Source organism: Solidesulfovibrio sp. DCME (assembly GCF_049995385.1).
GTDB lineage: Bacteria > Desulfobacterota > Desulfovibrionia > Desulfovibrionales > Desulfovibrionaceae > Solidesulfovibrio.
On the sequence record NZ_CP188261.1, the window covers coordinates 2,089,013 to 2,107,349 of the forward strand.

Sequence of the window (18,337 nt, forward strand, 5' to 3'; positions counted from 1 at the left end):
AAAATACTTATTTTATGGTGTTGTTTCCAAATACGCCCATGTCCCGTTCAAGGACGCGACACGAGGGGACCGGGTTCCCGTTTCGGGCGCCATAGCGCTGGCGCGACGCGACGATCAGGCGGTGATGGCTGTCGGCCCAGGTGATGAGCGTGCGCAGGGGCACCAGAAACGAGCGGCCAAGCTCGGTCAGGGCATATTCCACGCGCGGGGGGATTTCCCCGAACAGCGTGCGCGTGACAAAGCCGTCCTGCTCCAGGCGCTTGAGGGTCGTGGAGAGCATCTGCTTCGAGATGTCGCCGATGGCGCGCAGCAATTCGTTGAAACGCCGGGTGCGGCCGTCCAGGGCCTCCAGCACGAGCAGGCTCCATTGGTCGCCGATGCGGTCAAGCACGTCGCGGATCGGGCAGGGCTGCTCCAAGGGGGGCTCGAGGGCCGCGCCCCGTTTTTGCGGCCTGGCTTCGTTCATGGTGGTCCTCCCCGGTCACGGCGCGCTGACCCGATCAGGCGACGATGACTTCTTGCGCCCAACCCGTGGCTGGCCTACATGCTGGTCCAAACTGCGGACCTTGTCGCAAAAACAAACCTGGGAGGTCAAGTCATGGCTCACATCGCGCTCATCGGCGCATCCGGCAACGCCGGCTCGCGCATCCTCAAGGAACTGTCCGACCGGGGGCACCGGGTGACCGGCATCGCCCGCAACCCGGGCAAGATCGCCAGCCTGCCCGGCGTGACGGCCGTTGCCGGGGACGTCTTCGATCCGCACGGGCTGGCGGCGCTGCTGCGCGGCCACGATGCCGTGGTCAGTGCCGTGCATTTTTTGGCCAGCGACCCGCAACTGCTGCTCGAGGCGGTGCGCGCGTCCGGCGTCCGGCGCTACCTTGTGGTGGGCGGGGCCGGCAGCCTGGAGGTCGCCCCGGGGCGGCGCCTCATCGACGCACCGGATTTCCCCGAGGCCTACAAGGACGAAGCGTCCAAGGGCGCGGCCTTCCTGGAGCTGCTGAAAACCGTCGACGACCTGGACTGGACGTTCCTGTCGCCCTCGGCCCTGTTCGTGCCGGGCGAGCGCACGGGCATCTTCCGCCTGGGGCAGGACCGGCTCCTGACGAATGAAGCCGGTTCCCGCATTTCGTTCGAGGACTACGCCGTGGCCCTGGTCGACGAAATCGAGCAGCCGGCCCATGTCCGGCAGCGTTTCACCGTCGGCTACTGACGCCTGCCGCGCCGGAGGGCGGCCCGGGCGAGCAATCGCTCGCAACGGGGCGCCCTCCCTCCTGGCGCGGCCGCGAAGGGGATTGGGGCTTTTTACGTGTCACGTGTTGCAAGAGAAATTTTTTCGCAACTCCTCTGTGCAATCATGAGGGGATTCCAAAGGGCGAGAGCCCGTTGGCCGCCGAAGGCTTCTCCGCTGACCCTTTGTGCGACACCCTTTTAGACCAGGGTGGCCCGCACGACCTCGTCCACGGTGGTGACGCCGGACAGGATCTTGGCCAGGCCGTCGCCGCGCAGGGTGATCATGCCGGAATCGACGGCCCTGGCCCGGATGCGGCCGGCGTCGGCGCCGTGGAGGATGGCTTCGGCCATGTCCTCGTCCACGACCAGGACCTCGTGGATGGCCGTGCGGCCGCGAAAGCCGGTGTGCATGCACTGGGGGCAGCCCACGGCCCGGTTGATGGGCCGGCCGATGAGGCTGCGGCCCGCCTGGCCCAGAGGCAGCAGGTCCTCTTCGGTCGCGTCCACGGGCAGGCGGCAGCGCGGGCACAGCACCCGCACCAGGCGCTGGGCCACGATGGCCCGCAGCACCGAGGCGGCCATGTAGGGCTCGATGCCCATGTCCACCATGCGGGTGACGGCCGAGGCAGCGTCGTTGGTGTGCAGGGTGGAAAAGACCAGGTGGCCGGTCAGCGCCGCCTGGCAGGCGATCTGGGCCGTTTCGGCGTCGCGGATTTCGCCGACGAGGATCACGTCCGGGTCCTGGCGCAGGATCGAACGCAGGCCGCTGGCGAAGGTCAGGTCGATTTTGGCGTTGACCTGCATCTGGCCCACGCCCTCGATCTGGTATTCCACCGGGTCCTCGATGGTGAGGATGTTTTTGTCGGCGGAATTGATGTGGTTGATGGTGGCGTAAAGCGTGGTGGATTTGCCCGAGCCGGTGGGGCCGGTGACCAGGATGATGCCGTGGGGCATGGCCACGAGGCGCCGGACCACGGCCAGGTTGGCCGGGGCCAGGCCCAGTTCCTCGAGGCTTAAGATACGGGTGTTTTTTTCCAGCAGGCGCAGCACGAGGCGTTCGCCGAACTTGGTGGGGAACACCGAAACGCGGATGTCCACGGTGCGGTTGCCCAGGCGGATGTCGAAGCTGCCGTCCTGGGGCAGGCGCCGTTCGGCGATGTCGAGCTTGGAGCGGATCTTGACGTGGGAGACCACCGGCGGATGCCAGCGCTTGTCCAGGGTCTTGATGTCGTAGAGCACGCCGTCGAGGCGGAAGCGGATCTTGAGCGAATTCTGGTAGGGCTCGATATGAATGTCGCTGCACAGGTCCTTGACGGCCTGGGTGAGGAGCTGGTTGACGAGGCGGATGACCGGGGCGTTGCTCGTCTCGTCCAGGAGGTCCTCGGTGGACATGTTCTCCGGGGGCGGGCCGATGAAGTCGTCGAGGGTCACGTCGTCGAGCACGGGCTGGCTTTCGGCGTCGGCCTCGCCGAAGGCGCGGTTGATGGCCGACAGGATCGTTTCGGGCAGGGCCAGGGCCGGGGCCAGGTCCGGCGCGCCGCACAGGCGCCGCACGTCGTCGGCCAGCTCCGGGCAGAAGGGGTCGGCCATGGCCAGGACCATGTCGCCCTCGGGGCCATAGGGCACAACCAGGTTGCGCTTGAGATAGGCGAACGGCAGGGCGCGCAGGCGTTCGGCGTCGGCGTCGGCGAGGCGAATCTCCGCGAGGTAGGGCATGGCCAGGGCCTCGGCCAGGGACTGGCAGGCCAGCTGCGGGTCGACCTTGTGGATTTCCGACAGGCGGCGGATGGGGTTTTGGCCCAGGCGGGCGGCCTCGGCGAAGGTCTCCTCCAGGATGTCGAGGCCAAGGTGCAGGGTCTCGGCCACGGGCTCGAGCACGGCCGGCAAGGGGACACAGGGCTCGGCCGGAGGGCCGGAAGCCCGTCCCGGGCCGGATTTTTTCAGCCAATCCGGCAGGCGGCAGGCGCCAGCCAGGCGCTGGCCGATGGTCGGGCCGCCCCGGGGGGCGGGCCGGTCAGTCTGGGCCATGGCCTTACCCGCCGACACCGGCCGCGAAAAAGACCGGCGCCTTGCGGATGGGCGCGGCCAGCTCCGGTTCGCCGAATTCGATCTGCCGTTCGATGTCCATCTGCTTGTCGTGCAGGACCTTGTCGCTGTCGGGCCCGGGCGAGGTGATGCGCGGCGTGATGAAGACGTAGAGGTTGGTGCGGTCGTCGATCACGGACTTGTTCTTGAAAAGCCAGCCCAGGACCGGCACGTCGCCCAGGCCGGGCACCTTGCTGTTGCCTTCGCTGCGGCTTTTGCCAATGAGCCCGGAGAGCACGATGGTTTCGCCGTTGTGGCACATGACCGTGGTCTCGGTGACGCGCTTGCGCGTGGTGGGCTGGAGCGTGCCGGTCTCCTTGGTCACGGTCTCGTCGATGCGGCTGGTTTCCTGCTTGATCTTGAGCTTGATGGCGTTGCCTTCGTTGATCTGCGGCGTGACCTTGAGGGTGGTGCCCACGTCCTTGTAGTCGAAGCGCTGGTAGGGCCGGTCGGTGGTGGACTGGCCCACGTCCTGGCTGGTCAGGTAGGGCCGGTTTTCGGCCACGGTGATGGTGGCCTCCTCGTTGTCCAGGGTCATCAGCTGGGGCGTGGCGATGATGTTGAAGCTGTTGTCCGACTTGGCCGCGCCGATCATGGCCTGGAGGTTGGAATAGACCACCTCGCCGATTTTCACCGGAAAGGCCAGGGCGCCGAGGCTGCCGCCGGCCGGGGGCACGAAGGCGCCCGAGGAATTGTAGAGGGATTCGTAGCCGGCCGGGTTGGACGAGCCGAACACGAGCCCGCCGTACTTGCTGTCGCCCAGGGCCTTCTGCTTGTTGGCCACGTTTAAGTTCACGCCGAAGGATACGGACTTGTCCGTGGACACTTCCATGATCAGCGCCTCGACGTAGACCTGCTTGCGGGCGGCATCGAGCTTTTGGACCACGCTGTCCACGAAGCCGAAATCCTCGGGCGCGGCCGTGACGAGCAGGCTGTTGGTGGCCTTGTCGGCCACGAAGTTGAAGCCGCCGGAAATGGTCGGCGCGGCTTGCGCCTTGCCGTCGCCGCCCGAGGCCGAGCCGCCGCCCTTGGTGAACAGCTCGTTTAAGACCTTGCTCAAGTTCTCGGCATCGGCGTGCTGGAGCTTGTAGACGCGCAGGTTGCCCTGTTCGGTCTGGTTGGGCACGTCGAGGCGGGCCAGCAGTGCCTTGACTTGGCTGACGTACTGGGGCTCGGCCATGACGATGATGGAATTGGTGCGTTCCTCGGCCACGACATTGAGCTTGGCCTGGCCGCCGCCTTCCTTGCGGGCCTCCTGGGTCAGGACCTTTTCGATTTTCTGGGCCAGCTTGCTGGCCGAGGCGTGTTTTAAGGGGAACATGTACAGCGAGGCCCGGGCCGAGGAGGCGTCGATCTGGTTGACGATGCCGATGATGCGCTGGATGTTGGGCCGGTAGTCGGTGATGATGAGCGTATTGGTGTCGGCGTAGTCGGCGAGTAAGCCGTCCGGGGAGACCAGCGGAGCCAGGACCTTGCGCACTTCCGGCGAGCGGGCGTTGGTGAGGTTGAGCACCTGGGTGACCATGTGGTCGTTGGGCGAGGGCTCGGTCTTGTTGCCGTCGATAAGCGGCATGCTGCGCGACCGGCTGGTCTTGGCCGGCACGATCTTGACGAAGTTCTCCGTGGGCAGGGCGGTGAAGCCGTTGACCTCGAGCACGGACTCGAAAACCTTGTAGACTTCCTCCAGGCTCAGGGGCGCCGGCGAGATGACCGTGACGTTGCCCTTGACGGCGTCGTCGATGACGAAATTCTTGCCCGTGACCTGGCTGATGTATTTGATGAAGGCCCGCAGGTCCACGCCGTCGAAATTGAGGCTGATGGATTTGGCGCCGGCCGGGGCCGGCGCGGGGGCATCGGCGACGGCTTCCGGGCTGGCGGCCGGGGCCGGACCGGCCTTGGCGGCGCCCACGGCCGGCGGCCGGGCGACCAGGACACAAGCGGCGCACAGCACGGCCGCAAGCAACGCAAACCAGGCGCGGGCGCGCCCGGGGGGGATGGTGGAAAGGCGTTTGGGCAAGGGGCAATGCATGGCGACACCTGTCGTCAACCGTCTCCGGCGTATCCGGCCCGGCCTTGGCGGCCGGCGTTGTGTTGCATGGGGATGGCCTTGCGGCGGCGGGGCGCGCTTCCCCGGGCGCCGGGGACGCCTTGGGAACGCAGCGCGACAGCGTCGCAAGCCTGGCACGACCCTACCACGGGGGGGCAGGGGCGTCCAGGCTCGCGACGGCGGACGGATTCTAGAAGGTGTAGAGGAAACCCACGGAGCCCATGAAGGCGTTTTCGGCCTGCTGGGTGAAGCGGTGGCCCCAGATGCTGGTCTTGAGCCCCTGCGGCGTGGCGAAGCCGGTCTGCACCGTGAGGGTCAATTGCTCGGTGATGGCGTAGCTGTGGTCGAAGTTGACGCCGACGAGCCATTCGCCCTGGGCCAGGTTGCGGCCCATGGTCACGTACTGGCCGACGCCGCCCGTAGCGACGACGGCCTTTCGCAGGCCGGCCACGCTGTTGGTGCCGGCGATAACGGCCACGGTCAGGCGGCTTTTGAGGGCCTCGATGAAGCTCACGTCGCGAAGGCTCCCGGCCAGGCCCCAGGTGCCGGTCGGGTCCACGCCCATGTTGTTGTTGGCGAATTCCTGGTCGCAGTCGAACAGGAACGAGGTGCCCGGCCCCCATTTGGGGGTGATGACGGGCAGGCGCTCGCTGCCGTTGGCGATGCTTCCGTCCTCGCCGCTGGCCACCCAGCCGAAGACGCCGGGCAGCATCCAGTCGAAGCCGGAATAGGTGACGCCGGCGTCGAGGAACCAGCCCCGCCGGCGGTTGCGCTCGCGGTCGGCCGGGGCGGCGTCGCCGTAGATGCCGTCGAAAAAGAACTTGAACGGGTCGGCCGCGTCCACGGTCAGGGCCAGGCCGGCCCACCACATGGCGTTCTGGTTGTCCTTGTAGGGGTAGCCGCTGGTGGACAGGGAGCTGCCGGCCGCGCGCAGGCCGTTGGCGAAGAGGTCCTCGGGGTCGGACCCCTTGCCGTAGACGCCGAGCAGGCCCCAGGGCGTGGCCGAGAAGCCTTCCACAGTCACGGGCAGGGCCAGCTGGTAGGTGTCGAAGGCGTCGCCGACCTGGGTCGTGGTCGGCTGGTAGGTCCGGTTGGCGGCCAGCAGCCGGGCGTAGGCGGCCTGGACCGAGAGGTTTTCGCTCACGGGAATGTTCAGGTGCAGGGCGGCGCTGGACTGGTCGCCGTCGTCGGCGGCGAGCACGATGCTGTCGTAGAAGACCTCGGTGTGGGGCACGGACAGGGGCTGGTAGCCGGCCGTGACCTCGATGTCGGTGCCGGGCCATTTGAATTGCAGGTAGGCCAGGTAGGGCTCGATGGCCACCTGGGGATTGGCGGCGGTCAGGTAGTCGTGGCCCCAGGCCTGGTCGTCGACGCGCAGGCCGAAGCGGAACTTGAGGTTCTCGTTGGCGACGAAGTCGCTGCGCAGCCGCAGGCGCTGCCAGATGGTCAACCGGTCCTCGGTTTGCGTGCCGTCCTCGTTCCAGCCGGTGAAGTTGCGGTTGGCGAAAAAGACGCCGTAGACGCGGGCGTCGCCGGCCATTTTGACCTCGGTGGCGGCAACGGCCTGTCCGGCCAGGGCGGTAATGAGCAGCAGGGCGGCAAAAAGAGGTTTGCCTCGCATGGATCGTGTCTCCCTTGGTGTGGACGGTCAGACAAAAGCGTTTTCGGTAGCACTAAAATTTATTTATTATGCTGTCCAGTTGCTCCTTCCTCCATTCGATGGTTTGCCCGCAGGCTACCAGATCCGGGCGATCTGGAAGACGGCCACGGCCACGGCAAAGCCCAGCGCCGTGTTGGCGACCACGGCGAAGGCAGCCCATTTCCAGTTCGTCTCCCGGGCCATGACGGCCACGGTGACGAAACAGGGCGCATAGAGGATGGTGAAGGCGATCAGGGCCAGGGCCACGGCCGGCGTGAAGCGCGGGTCGGCCGCCAGGCGCCCGGACAGGGCCTGCGGTGCCTCGGGCTCGGCCTGGCCCAGGTCGTAGGCCGTGCCCAGGGTGGACACCACCACCTCCTTGGCGGCCAGCCCGCCGATGAGCGCGATGTTGACGCGCCAGTCGAAGCCGGCCAGGCGGCTGAGGCTTTCCAGGGCGACGCCCAGGCGTCCGGCCAGGGACCGGCGCAGGGCCTCCTCGGTTTGCCGGTTGTCCAGGTCGTCGAGCCTCTCGCCCAGGGCCTGGCGGTCGGCCTGCGCCGAGCCGTCGTCGGGCAGGGCCTCGCGTTCGGCCGCCAGGGCGGCCCGCTCGGCGTCGTAGTCGGCCAGGCGGTCGGGCGGCAGGCCCGGGAAGGTCATGGCCGCCCACATGACCACGGAAATGGCCAACACGATGGTGCCGGCCTTCTTGATGTACTGCCAGGCCCGTTCGCCGGTGTGGATCAAAAGCCCCCGCAGGGTGGGCAGGCGGTAGGGCGGCAGCTCCATGAGAAAGGGGGTCGAGTGCCCGGCAATGACCGTGGCGCGCCACAGCTTGGCCACGCACAGGGCGGCCGCCCAGGAAGCCACGGTGATACCGAACATGACCATGCCGGGATGTTCGGGGAAAAAGGCGGCGATCAGAAGGAGATAGACGGGAATTTTCGCGCCGCAGGCCATGAACGGGGCGCTTAGGATGGTGGCCAGCCGTTCCTTGGGGCTGCGCAGCGTCCGGGCGGCCATGACCCCGGGCACGGCGCAGCCGCCGGGAATGCCGCCGGAGATGATAAAGGGCATGACCGAGGCGCCGTGCAGCCCGAAGGCCCGGAACACCCGGTCGAGCATGTAGGCCATGCGCGCCGTGTAGCCCAGGTCCTCCAGGCAGGACAGCAGGAAAAACATCACGCAAATCAGCGGCACGAACCCCAGCACCCCGCCCACCCCGGCGATGACCCCGGAAACCACCAACGACTTGAGCAGCCCCTCGGGCAGGGCCGCCCCGGCCGCCTCGCCCAGCCAGCCGAACCCGGCCTCCAGCCAATCCATGGGGTAGCGGCTGGTCAGGAAGGTCAGCTGGAACATGCAAAAAAGCACGGCCAGCATGATCAGGGGGCCGGCCACGGCGTGGGTGAGCACCCGGTCCACCGTGTCGGAAACGGCCAGGCGGTCCGGCGAGGCGGTGCGCTGGAGCACGCCCCGGCGCAGCAGGGCGGCGATGAAGCCGTAGCGGTAATCGGAAATGACGGCCTCGGGATAGGTGGCCTGGGTCTCGCGGATGTGGCGGGCGAGCCGGGCGGCGGTTTCCTCCAGGAAGGCCGCCGTGGGGCCGCGCCCGCGCGCCAGGACGATGACGTCCTCGTCGGCCTCCAGGTATTTGAGGGCCAGCCAGCGGGCCGGAAAGCGGTCGGTGAGGAACCGGTCGGCCTCGATGCGGGCGGCCATGACCCCGAGGGCCCGGTCCACGTCCGGGCCGTAGGACAGCTCCAGGGGCTTCCACTGGCCGCGCCGGGCCTTGGCGTACTCCAGGGCCTGGCGCACCAGGTCGTCCGTGCCCTGGCCCAGGCGGGCCACGGTCGCGACCACGGGCAGGCCGAGCAGCCGGGCCAAAAGGCCCGTGTCCAGGCTCAGGCCCCGGCGCCGGACCTCGTCCATCATGTTGAGGGCCAGGACCACGGGCGCGCCCAGTTCCAGCAACTGCACCGTGAGGTACAGCCCCCGCTCCAGGGTGCCGGCGTCCACCACGTCGATGACGCAGCTCGGCTTTTCCTCGACGAGGAAGCTGCGGGCGGCCCGTTCGTCGGCGCAGTAGGCGGTCAGTGAATACATGCCCGGCAAATCGACCAGGATCAGGTCCCGGCCGGCGGCGCGCAGGCGGCCCTCGCGTTTCTCCACGGTGACGCCGGGGTAGTTGCCCACGTGTTGGCGCGCGCCGGTGAGGCTGTTGAAAAGGGTCGTCTTGCCGCTGTTGGGGTTGCCGGCCAGGGCGAAGGTGAGTGTGGGCGACATGGCGCGGTCCTTATCCCTGCGAGCGGTTGGGCTGGCCGCAGCGGTCGCGGGCCTGGGGGCCGCTTGGCCCGTCCCCGTGGCCCACATCGGCCGGGTCGGCGGACACCCGGTCGCCGCCGCCGGCCTTGGCCGCATAAAGGGCGGCGTCGCAGCGCGCGGTCAGGGAGTGGGTGAAGGGTTTGGCGTCGCGGGCCGGGTCGAGGCGGGCCAGGCCGAGGCTGGCCGTGGCGCCGTGGGCGTTGGCCGCCGCGAAACGGGAGCGGATGCGTTCGGCCACGGACAGGGCAGCCGTGGCCGGCAACCGGGTGAGGATGACGGCGAACTCGTCGCCGCCCAGGCGAAAGGGCATGTCCAGGCCCTCGCGGGTGGAGTCGAGCAGGGTGGCGCCCATGGCGGCCAGCACCGCGTCCCCGGCCGGATGGCCGAAGCGGTCGTTTACGCCCTTGAAGGCGTCGCAATCGATCAGGGCCAGCCACAGGGGATAGCCGGACGCGGCGGCTTCGGCGGTCAGCTCGGGCAGGGCCTCGTCGAAGCGGCGGCGGTTGAAAAGCCCGGTCAGGGCGTCGGAGCGGGACAGGTCGGCGAAATGGCGCTCGCGCCGCCTGGTTTCGTCGAGCAGGGTGGTCAGCCAGGCCTCGCGGGTCTCCACGCCGTGGGCCAGCCAGTTGAGGTCGCGCATCAGGCGCAGCACCTCGTGTTCGTCGTCGCCCTCGGCGGGCAGGGGCAGCCGGCGGTGGTATTCGCCCCGGCGCAGCCCGGCGCAAAAGCGGTTGAGCGCGGCGATGTCGCCCAGGGCCACGAACCGGGCCGCCAGCCGGGACAGGGGCAGCACCAGCACCAGGGCCAAGGCCAGCCACAGCCCGAGCATGCGCCCCGGCGAGGCCACAAGGCCCGTTTCCAGGCAATAGAGCCCAAGTCCCGGCGGCAGGGCGAAGACGAGCAAAAAGACCAGGCGCATGCGGGCCGTGACCCCGAAGGCGGCCAGGCGGGCGGCCGTGTCGGCTTCCCGGGGCCGGGCTTCGGTGTGGGCGCATTCTGTTTCCCGGGCCGCGGCGGTGCTTGTGGCGACAACCATGGAACCGTCCTTTGTCTTTCGGGTCATGACACGGCCGGACGACGTCCGGGGCCGGCCTCGCGAAACGTGGCGGCCAGGCGGCGCAGCCGCTCCTCGTGCCGCAGGAACACCGCCACCACGGCCGGGTCGAACTGGCTGCCGGCGCAGGCGACGATCTCCTTTCGGGCCGCCTCGAAACCCATGGCCGGCCGGTAGGGGCGGCGTTGCAGCATGGCCGACAGGCTGTCGGCCACGGCGATGATGCGCGCCCCCAGCGGTATGGCCGCCCCGGCCAGGCCATCCGGGTAGCCCCGGCCGTCGAAGCGCTCGTGATGGGCCCGCACCATGGCCACCACGCCCATGGCCGACAGGCAGGACAGCGGCGCCAGGATGTCGGCGCCCATGGCCGGATGGGCCTGCATGCGTGTCCATTCCTCGGCGGTGAGGCGGCCGGGTTTGCCGAGCACGGCGTCGGGCACGCCGATCTTGCCGATGTCGTGAAGATGGCCGGCCACGTGGACGGCCTGGGCCTGGGCCGGGCCGAGGCCCAGGCCGGCGGCCAGCAGCTTGGAAACCTCGGCCACCTCCTCGGAGTGGGCCATGGTGTGGCTGTCCTTGGCGTCGATGGCCCGGCCCAGGGCGGCGGCCAGTTCGTGGACCTGGGCCAGGAGGGCGTCCTGTGCAGCCGGGGCGGCACCGGCTGGGGTGCCGCGGGAAAGCGCTAGGTCAAACACGGGAGTATGCAGCAAGGCTGTCTCGCACATGGGCAAAGGCACATCCCGGGCTGTCAGGCCATGAAGCGGCGGCGGTACATGAACAGGTGCCAGGCGGCGAAGCCGGCCAGCCCCAGGCCAAAGGCCAGGTGGGCGGCCTTGGTGTCGGCCAGGCCCGTGGCCACGGCCCCGGCCATGCAGGTGGCCAGGCCGAACTTCTGGGTACGGCGCGTAAGCTGGCCGGGCTTGAGCCGGCCCCTGGGCCGGGCGGCCCGGGCCGGGGCCGGCGCCTCGGGCGCGACCTTGCGGGCCATGGCCTCGGCCATGGCCAGGAGGTCGGCGGTTTTGAGGCGCGCGTCGTGGGTGATCAGCAGGCTGCCCGTGCGGGGGTTGCCGTCCACGCCGGTGATGCCGGGCAGGGCGGCGACCTGCTCGGCCACGGCGCGCAGGGTTTCGGGGTCGGTCAGGAAGGGGTGGCGGAAACGGACGCGGCCTTCAATGGCGCTGGCGATCATGGGGGGTGCCTCCGTGTTCGAGTTGGCGGGGAAGGTAGGGGCGAAGGCTCGACAGGGCCACGCCCACCGTGGCCAGGTTGTGGGCCAGGGCCGAGATGCCGGGCGTGAACCGGCCGGTCAGCCCCAGGGCCAGGATGATGGAATTGACCCAGCAGATGGTGCGGAAGTTGGATTTGAGCCGGGCCATGAGCCCGGTGGCGATGTCGCGCATGGGCACGAGGCTACCGAGCTGGCCTTCGGCCAACAGGATGTCGGCGGCGGCCTGGGCGATGTCCGCGCCGTGGCGGGGGGCGATGCCGACATTGGCCGCGGACAGGGCCGGCGAATCGTTGATGCCGTCGCCGACCATGGCCACCACATGGCCCGCGTCGCGAAAGCCCCGCACGAGGCGGGTCTTGTCGGCCGGCAGGACCTGGGCGTGGCATTCGTCGATGCCGAGCTGCCGGGCCGCCAGGCCGGCCGGGGCCCGGGCGTCGCCGGTGAGCATGACCAGGCGCGCCACGCCGCGGGCGGCAAGGGCGCGCAGCACGGCCGGGGCTTCGGGCACCAGCGGGTCCTCGATGGCCAGCACGCCGGCCACCCGTTCGCCCACGGCCAGGTAGAGCGTGGACAGCCCGCCGAAACCGGCCGTTTCGATGGCCGCGTCGGCCTCGGCCACGCCCACGCCCTCGTCCTCGGCGATGAAGTGCCGGCTGCCCAGCCGGACCCGGTCCTCGCCGACCATGGAGGACAGGCCGTGGGCCAGGATGTAGTCGACCTGGGCGTGGAATTCCCGGTGGACCACGCCTTCCTCCTCGGCCTGGCGCACCACGGCCCGGGCCACGGGATGGGGGAAGTGCTCCTCCAGGCAGGCGGCGAGCTTGAGCACGAAGCGCCGGTCGTAGCCGTTTAAGGCGGCCACGGCGGCCACGCGCGGCCGGGCCTGGGTCAGCGTGCCGGTCTTGTCGAACACGTACACGTCGGCCGAGGCCACGGCTTCGAGGAACTTGCCGCCCTTGACCAGCACGCCGCCGGCGGCCGCCTCGCGCATGGCCGCCAGCACGGCCAGGGGGGCCGAGAGCTTGATGGCGCAGGAGAAGTCCACCAGCAGCACGGCCGAGGCCAGCCTGGCGTTGCGGGTGACGGCGTAGACCGCCGCCGCCCCGAGCAGCGTCCAGGGCACCACGGCGTCGGCGAACCGCTCGGCCAGGTCCTGGGCCTTGGCCTTGAAGTTCTCCGACTCCTCGATGACGGCCACCATCTTCTGGATGCGGGTCTCGCCGGCGGCCTTTTCGACCCGGATGACCAGGGAGCCTTCCTCGACCACCGTGCCGGCGAAAACCGTATGCCCCACGCGCTTGTGCGCGGGCAGCGGCTCGCCGGTCATGGAGGCCTCGTTGACCAGCCCCTCGCCCTCGACCACCACGCCGTCCACGGGAATGGCGTTGCCCATGTCGACGATGGCCAGGTCCCCGGGCACGACCGCGCTTGCCGCGATGCGCTCGGCCACGCCGTCGCGGCGCACCCAGACGGCGTCGCAGGAGGCGGTGAGCGTGGCGGCCAGGCTGTCGCGGGAGCGTTTGCGCGTCGAGCTTTCGAGCACTTCGCCAAGCCCCAGCAGCAGGGCGATGCCCGTGGCGGCCCGGTAGTCCTTGCGGGCGATGGACACGGCGATGGCCAGGGCATCGAGGACCTCGACGTTGACCTTGCCCCGGGCCAGCGCCGCCGCCCCGCGCCGCAAAAACGGGAGCACCCGGCGCAGCAGCAGCAGCGGCCGCACCATCGGCGGCAGCACGGCCCGCAGGGCGAACAGGCCCGCCTCGCGCAGCAGGGCCAGGCCCGGCGTGAGCCCGCCGGCCCCGGGGGCGGCCACGGCCGGGGGGGCGGCCAGCGGCTTGCGGCCCGTGGCCAGGGCCTGGCCGGCGCTGCGCAGGGCCTGGCGCGCAGCGCGCAACAAGGCCGGCGCGGGGGGCGCTACGCCGGCATAGGGCGAGGAGCCGTTTTGCGTCAGGGCCAGGACGGCCACCCGCGCCGCGCCGGGCCTGTACTGGATCAGCACGCCGCCGGTGCGCGGGTTGGCCGCGACGGCGACGACGCCGGGCAGGGCGGACAGGGCCGCCACCAGCGGCGACGCCCCGTCGGCGAAAGCCGCGGCCGAGGCGTAGCGCAGGCGCATGCGGCCCGGGATGTCGGAGACGATGGCGCAGGGCGTCGTAGGCATGGGCTGCGCTGCGGCCTAGGCCGACTCTCCCTGGGGCGCCACGGCGGCCTCGCCGTCCTTGGTGTCCCGGGCTTGCTTGGTGTGCTTGGCCTCGGCGATGAGGTCGTCGATGTTTTCCTTGGCCCGCTCCAGCACGGCGGCGGTCTTGTCCTTGAGGTCCAGGCCGTGGGCGAGCAGGTCGGTCATGGCCGGGCGGATGGAGAATTTGCCCTTGTCCAGGGCCACGGCCCCGAGGGCGCCGACAGCCACGCCAGCCAGGAGGAACAGGCCGTTTTTCATGGATTCGTTCATGGGATGCCTTTCGCGGGAAGCGGGTTGGAGGTTTGCCCAGGATGCGCTGGAGGCGCGTTACGGTTGCGTGTCAGAGGCGTCGGCGAGGATTTACCGATTGTGATAATCGTTGTCAATATCAAGCTTGTGCCGGCGGCGGCTTTGCAAACGAAAAGCCGCCGCCGGGCGAACCCGGCGGCGGCGCGAGAGGCGGCAGGGGAAGGCCGGGCCTAGTAGGCCTCGTCGTAATCCAGGTCTTCCTGGGTCACCGGGTGACGGAAGGTGTGGAAGGCCCAGAACTGGTAGATGAGGACGATGGGCACGAACACCAGGGCCACGCCGAGCATGATGGACAGGGTCAGGGGCGTGGAGGCCGAGTTCTCGATGGTCATGGAATAGGCCGGGTTGAGGCTCGAGGGCAGAAGCGCCGGGAAGATGCCGACGACGCCGAAAAGGGCCGCCCCGCCAATCAGCAGGGCCGAGCCGACCCAGGAGGCCAGGGCGCGGCCGTCGCGGCGGTACTTGCAGGTCAGAAGCAGCCCGGCCACGGGCACGAGCAGGATGGCGAAAAGGATCGGGTGGACCAGGTAGTTGGTGAAAAGCGGCGTCATGAACCAGGACATGGCCAGGAACAGCACCACCAGCACGGCCACCACCGGCCAGAGCTTGCCGGCCAGGCCCATGGCCCGGCCGCGCAGGTCGCCCTCGGACTTAAACGCCAGCCACAGCGCGCCGTGATGGGCGAAAAGGGCCACGAAGAGCAGCCCCCCGGCCAGGCCGTAGGGGTTGAGCAGGGTAAAAAGGTTGCCCTGGAGGATGCCGTCCTGGTCGATGGGCACACCCTTGAAGATGTTGGCGAAGGCCACGCCCAGGAGCAGGGAGGGCAAAAAGCTGCCCAGGAAGTTGCAGGTGTCCCACAGCTTGCGCCAGCCGGCGCTGTCGACCTTGGAGCGGAATTCCAGGGTGACGCCGCGCAGGATCAGCGAGAATAAAAGCAGCATCAGCGGCGTGTAGAGGGACGAGAACATGACGGCGTAGGTTTTGGGGAAGGCGGCGAAGGTCACGCCGCCGGCCGTGATGAGCCAGACTTCGTTGCCGTCCCAGAAGGGACCCATGGCATTGTACATGATGCGGGTTTCGGTGTCGCTTTTGGACAGGATCGGGCGGAGCATGCCGATGCCGAAGTCGAATCCGTCCAGGACGAAGTAGATCGCCCAGAGTACTCCCCAGAGGATAAACCAGGTGGTTCCGAGATCCATGGCCATTCTCCTTTACGGTGCAACCGGCGTGGCCGGGTTCGGGCTTGTGCGCGTTAAGGGCTTCCCAGTGTCGCCGGGCCTAGTGCGGGTCCCTTCGGGCGTACTTAGCCAAAAGGAAGATGTCCAAGCCGGCGAGCAGGATGTAGACCACGAAGAAGGCGACCAGGCTGATGGCCACCTGCTCCACGGCCAGGGGCGACACGGCGTCCTTGGTGCGCATGAGGCCGTAGACGATCCAGGGCTGGCGTCCGACCTCGGCCACGGCCCAGCCGGCCTGCAGGGCGATGTAGGGCAGGGGGATGGCCCAGACGAGGATTTTGAGCAGCCTGGGCGAGCTGTCCTCGGGCTTGTGGCGGGCGATGAAGGCCAGCACGGCCAGCACGAGCATCAGCGTGCCGAGGCCGACCATCAGGCGGAAGGCGCCAAACGTCAGGGTGACGGGCGGGCGGTCCTCGGCCGGGAAGTCCTTGAGGCCCTTGACCGTGGCCGAGGGGTCGTTGAAGGCCATGAGGCTTAAGACGCTCGGAATGCGGCCGATCTCGAGGCTGTTGCCTTCCTTGGCCGGGTCGGGCACGGCCAGGAGGTACATGGGGGCGTTTTTCTGGGTCGTCCAGTGGGATTCCATGGCCGCCAGCTTGGCCGGCTGGAGTTCGGCCACGATGTTGCCCTGGCGGTGGCCGACGAGGGCCACGAGGATGGTGAAGATCAACGCGAAGGCGGCGCCCACGCGGAACGACTTGGTGAAAAAGTCGATGTTGCTCTTGCGCAGCAGGTGCATGGCCGACACGCCGACCACGAAGAAGCCGGCCAGGGCCCAGGAACCGGTCACGGTGTGGAAATACTCGTTCCAGGCGTAGCCGTTGGTGAGCACGTCAAGGAAGCTCGACAGCTCGGCCCGGCCGTTTTGGATCACGTAGCCCACCGGGTGCTGCATGAAGCCGTTGGCCAGGATGATCCACAAGGCCGACAGGTTGGCGGCGAAGGCCACGATCCAGATGCAGGCGGCGTGGGCCTTGGGCGAGAGCTTGTTCCAGCCGAACACCCACACGGCGATGAAGGTGGATTCCAGGAAGAAGGCGGCCGTGGCCTCGATGGCCAGAAGCGAGCCGAAGATGTCGCCGACAAAGGCCGAGTAGCGCGACCAGTTGGTGCCGAACTGGAATTCCAGGGTCAGCCCGGTCACCACGCCCAGGGCGAAGTTGATCAGAAACAGTTTGCCCCAGAACTTGGCCATCCGTTTGTACGTTTCGTCGCCCGTGCGCACGTACTTCGTCTCCATGACCGCCACGATGAAGGACATCCCCAGCGTGAGCGGCACGAAGATGAAGTGGATGAATGTGGCGAAGGCGAACTGCAACCGGGAAAGCATTAATACGTCCATGATCCGTCTCCTTTTCCTCCGTCAGGTCCAAAGGTCCCTTGCTGCATCGTCCCTGGCGCCGGCCGGGCCAGCCTCGCGCGGGAGGCGTTTTCGTAGCCCTGGCCGTACCTAGCATCCCCCCAGGGAAAATGCATCAGCCCCACAACGATTTTCACTTCCGCGTCCCTGTATGTTCACGGTCCGGGCGACCGGTTCGCGCAACCATGCCCCTCCTCCTCGACCAGCCTGGCCAGCGTGGTGCCGGCCAGGGTGTCCCGCAGTTGCCGGCGGGCCCGCTCCCAGACCAGGTGCACCGAGCAGAAGGCCTGGCGGTCGCAGGAGTCGGGCCGGTGGATGCAGTCGTTTAAAAAAATTTCCCCGTCTATGGACTCGACCACGGACAGCAGGGTAATGTCCTCCGGCGCGGCCACCAGTTCGTAGCCGCCGTGCGCCCCCTGGCGGATGGCGATGAGCCCGGCCCGGGCCAGCTGCTGCGCCACCTTGCCCAGGAACTGGGCCGGGATGTCCATGGCCTCGGCGATCTCCTTGCGGGAGATGATCGGGCGGTCCCGGTGCTGGGATAGGTAGAGCAGGCAGCGGATGGCGTATTCGCCGGCGCGGGTCAGTCGCATGGGCGGCCTCAATTCGGATTAGTCGGATTTGATTGATCCTATATATGGGCCGCCGGAGCCTGTCAACGGATTTCCCGCCGGCGCGGCGCCTTATTTGCGGGCCAGGGCGGCGGCGACCATGTCCGCGGCGTGGTGGTCGAGGATGAAGCGGGCGATGCTCGAGGCCGCGGGCAGCACGGGCGGCGGGTTTTTGGCCGAAAACCAGGCCGCCGCTTCCAGTTCGTTCGTGTCCAGGCGCAGGCTGCCACCGGCGCAGCGGGCGGTGAAGCCGGCCATGAGCTGGCTCGGGAAGGGCCAGTTCTGGCTGCCGACGTAGCGGATGTCGTCCACGGCCAGGCCCGTTTCCTCGGCCACTTCGCGCACGACGCACTCCTCCAGGGATTCGGCGAACTCCACGAAGCCGGCCACCATGCCGTACTGGCCCTGCGGCCAGCCGGGCTTGCGCACGAGCAGGTACTCGTCGCCCCGGGCGATCAGCACGATGATGGCCGGGTGCAGGCGCGGGTAGTATTCCCGGGCGCAGGACGGGCAGCGGGCGCCGAAGGTGCCGGCAATCTCTCGCGGCGCCCCGCCGCAGGCCGGGCAGATGCGGCTGCGGTCGCGCCAGTGCAGGACCTGGCGGGCGATGCCGGCCAGGGTGAGCAGCTTCTCGTCGAGTTCGGTGGCGCGGTAGCCGGCCGGCACGGCCACGAGACCCGGGGCCACGGCGGCCTCGGGGGCAAGGCGCGCGGCCCGTAGCGGCCGGCCGCGATAGGTGCCGACGAAAACCGGCGGCACGGCGTAGGGGCCGGCCAGGGGGCCGGGGCCCAGGGGCAGCTCCGGGCGGCCGTCGGTCGGAGAGGGCCGCACGAGCAGGGCGTTTTCCCGCAGCACCAGCCAGTAGCCCGGGGCCGCCGGCACGTCGCGGTCCGGGGTGGAGAAGGCGAATTCGGGCTCGATGACGGCCCGGTTGAAGGCGAGGTTGACGGTTTCGGGATAGGGCATGGCGTTTGCTCGTGGTTTGATTCGGGAAACGGACGGACGGGCCGCCTGGGCGAACATAGCCGGCGG

Annotated in this window: 15 protein-coding genes; 1 reads left to right on the forward strand and 14 read right to left on the reverse strand. The window is 68.9% G+C overall.

Features of this window, described 5'->3' with window-relative positions:
* Window positions 1-7: 7 nt before the first annotated feature.
* The gene (locus ACP59X_RS08895) at window positions 8-466 is read right to left on the reverse strand and encodes a winged helix-turn-helix transcriptional regulator (protein ID WP_428568104.1); all 459 of its coding nucleotides are present in this window, start codon (window positions 464-466) and stop codon (window positions 8-10) included.
* Between the two features lie 132 nt (window positions 467-598).
* On the opposite strand from ACP59X_RS08895, the gene ACP59X_RS08900 reads away from it, so the two are divergent.
* Window positions 599-1,210, forward strand: coding sequence for an NAD(P)-dependent oxidoreductase (locus tag ACP59X_RS08900; protein WP_428568109.1), 612 nt, complete (start codon window positions 599-601; stop codon window positions 1,208-1,210).
* Between the two features lie 218 nt (window positions 1,211-1,428).
* Here the strand turns inward: ACP59X_RS08900 and gspE are convergent, their stop codons facing one another.
* The 13 genes from gspE to nudC form a co-directional block, all read right to left on the reverse strand.
* Entirely contained in the window at window positions 1,429-3,258 is a 1,830-nt protein-coding gene (gspE, locus tag ACP59X_RS08905) for a type II secretion system ATPase GspE (RefSeq protein WP_428568115.1), read from the reverse strand.
* A 4-nt stretch (window positions 3,259-3,262) separates the two neighbouring features.
* On the reverse strand, window positions 3,263-5,344 hold the full coding sequence (gene gspD, locus ACP59X_RS08910; RefSeq protein WP_428568118.1) for a type II secretion system secretin GspD: 2,082 nt from the start codon (window positions 5,342-5,344) through the stop codon (window positions 3,263-3,265).
* Between the two features lie 208 nt (window positions 5,345-5,552).
* The gene (locus tag ACP59X_RS08915; RefSeq protein WP_428568121.1) at window positions 5,553-6,983 is read right to left on the reverse strand and encodes an outer membrane homotrimeric porin; all 1,431 of its coding nucleotides are present in this window, start codon (window positions 6,981-6,983) and stop codon (window positions 5,553-5,555) included.
* A 114-nt stretch (window positions 6,984-7,097) separates the two neighbouring features.
* Window positions 7,098-9,284 carry a ferrous iron transport protein B gene (feoB, locus tag ACP59X_RS08920; protein WP_428568123.1) on the reverse strand — a complete coding sequence of 729 codons (2,187 nt, stop codon included), beginning with the start codon at window positions 9,282-9,284 and terminating at the stop codon, window positions 7,098-7,100.
* Window positions 9,285-9,294: 10 nt separating this feature from the next.
* Entirely contained in the window at window positions 9,295-10,359 is a 1,065-nt protein-coding gene (locus ACP59X_RS08925) for a GGDEF domain-containing protein (protein ID WP_428568127.1), read from the reverse strand.
* A gap of 23 nt (window positions 10,360-10,382) precedes the next feature.
* Window positions 10,383-11,072, reverse strand: a complete 690-nt coding sequence (locus tag ACP59X_RS08930; protein WP_428568130.1) for an HD-GYP domain-containing protein — start codon at window positions 11,070-11,072, stop codon at window positions 10,383-10,385.
* A 53-nt stretch (window positions 11,073-11,125) separates the two neighbouring features.
* On the reverse strand, window positions 11,126-11,566 hold the full coding sequence (locus tag ACP59X_RS08935) for an HMA2 domain-containing protein (protein WP_428568133.1): 441 nt from the start codon (window positions 11,564-11,566) through the stop codon (window positions 11,126-11,128).
* Window positions 11,547-13,766, reverse strand: coding sequence for a heavy metal translocating P-type ATPase (locus ACP59X_RS08940; RefSeq protein ID WP_428568136.1), 2,220 nt, complete (start codon window positions 13,764-13,766; stop codon window positions 11,547-11,549). Before ACP59X_RS08940 ends, ACP59X_RS08935 begins: the two co-directional genes overlap by 20 nt.
* Before the next feature lie 15 nt (window positions 13,767-13,781).
* The gene (locus ACP59X_RS08945; RefSeq protein ID WP_428568139.1) at window positions 13,782-14,057 is read right to left on the reverse strand and encodes a hypothetical protein; all 276 of its coding nucleotides are present in this window, start codon (window positions 14,055-14,057) and stop codon (window positions 13,782-13,784) included.
* 209 nt (window positions 14,058-14,266) lie between these two features.
* On the reverse strand, window positions 14,267-15,295 hold the full coding sequence (cydB, locus tag ACP59X_RS08950) for a cytochrome d ubiquinol oxidase subunit II (protein WP_428568143.1): 1,029 nt from the start codon (window positions 15,293-15,295) through the stop codon (window positions 14,267-14,269).
* A 79-nt stretch (window positions 15,296-15,374) separates the two neighbouring features.
* Window positions 15,375-16,676 carry a cytochrome ubiquinol oxidase subunit I gene (locus ACP59X_RS08955; protein WP_428568146.1) on the reverse strand — a complete coding sequence of 434 codons (1,302 nt, stop codon included), beginning with the start codon at window positions 16,674-16,676 and terminating at the stop codon, window positions 15,375-15,377.
* 173 nt (window positions 16,677-16,849) lie between these two features.
* Window positions 16,850-17,287, reverse strand: a complete 438-nt coding sequence (locus ACP59X_RS08960; RefSeq protein WP_428568150.1) for an RrF2 family transcriptional regulator — start codon at window positions 17,285-17,287, stop codon at window positions 16,850-16,852.
* A gap of 90 nt (window positions 17,288-17,377) precedes the next feature.
* Window positions 17,378-18,271 carry an NAD(+) diphosphatase gene (gene nudC, locus ACP59X_RS08965; protein WP_428568153.1) on the reverse strand — a complete coding sequence of 298 codons (894 nt, stop codon included), beginning with the start codon at window positions 18,269-18,271 and terminating at the stop codon, window positions 17,378-17,380.
* Window positions 18,272-18,337 lie beyond the last annotated feature (66 nt).

What these genes read in the sequence shown, in the direction of transcription:
- ACP59X_RS08895 (WP_428568104.1), bottom strand. Translation starts at nt 466, where the DNA reads ATGAACGAAGCCAGGCCGCAAAAACGGGGCGCGGCCCTCGAGCCCCCC.
- ACP59X_RS08900 (WP_428568109.1), top strand. Translation starts at nt 599, where the DNA reads ATGGCTCACATCGCGCTCATCGGCGCATCCGGCAACGCCGGCTCGCGC.
- gspE (WP_428568115.1), bottom strand. Translation starts at nt 3,258, where the DNA reads ATGGCCCAGACTGACCGGCCCGCCCCCCGGGGCGGCCCGACCATCGGC.
- gspD (WP_428568118.1), bottom strand. Translation starts at nt 5,344, where the DNA reads ATGCATTGCCCCTTGCCCAAACGCCTTTCCACCATCCCCCCCGGGCGC.
- ACP59X_RS08915 (WP_428568121.1), bottom strand. Translation starts at nt 6,983, where the DNA reads ATGCGAGGCAAACCTCTTTTTGCCGCCCTGCTGCTCATTACCGCCCTG.
- feoB (WP_428568123.1), bottom strand. Translation starts at nt 9,284, where the DNA reads ATGTCGCCCACACTCACCTTCGCCCTGGCCGGCAACCCCAACAGCGGC.
- ACP59X_RS08925 (WP_428568127.1), bottom strand. Translation starts at nt 10,359, where the DNA reads ATGGTTGTCGCCACAAGCACCGCCGCGGCCCGGGAAACAGAATGCGCC.
- ACP59X_RS08935 (WP_428568133.1), bottom strand. Translation starts at nt 11,566, where the DNA reads ATGATCGCCAGCGCCATTGAAGGCCGCGTCCGTTTCCGCCACCCCTTC.
- ACP59X_RS08940 (WP_428568136.1), bottom strand. Translation starts at nt 13,766, where the DNA reads ATGCCTACGACGCCCTGCGCCATCGTCTCCGACATCCCGGGCCGCATG.
- ACP59X_RS08945 (WP_428568139.1), bottom strand. Translation starts at nt 14,057, where the DNA reads ATGAACGAATCCATGAAAAACGGCCTGTTCCTCCTGGCTGGCGTGGCT.
- cydB (WP_428568143.1), bottom strand. Translation starts at nt 15,295, where the DNA reads ATGGATCTCGGAACCACCTGGTTTATCCTCTGGGGAGTACTCTGGGCG.
- ACP59X_RS08955 (WP_428568146.1), bottom strand. Translation starts at nt 16,676, where the DNA reads ATGGACGTATTAATGCTTTCCCGGTTGCAGTTCGCCTTCGCCACATTC.
- ACP59X_RS08960 (WP_428568150.1), bottom strand. Translation starts at nt 17,287, where the DNA reads ATGCGACTGACCCGCGCCGGCGAATACGCCATCCGCTGCCTGCTCTAC.
- nudC (WP_428568153.1), bottom strand. Translation starts at nt 18,271, where the DNA reads ATGCCCTATCCCGAAACCGTCAACCTCGCCTTCAACCGGGCCGTCATC.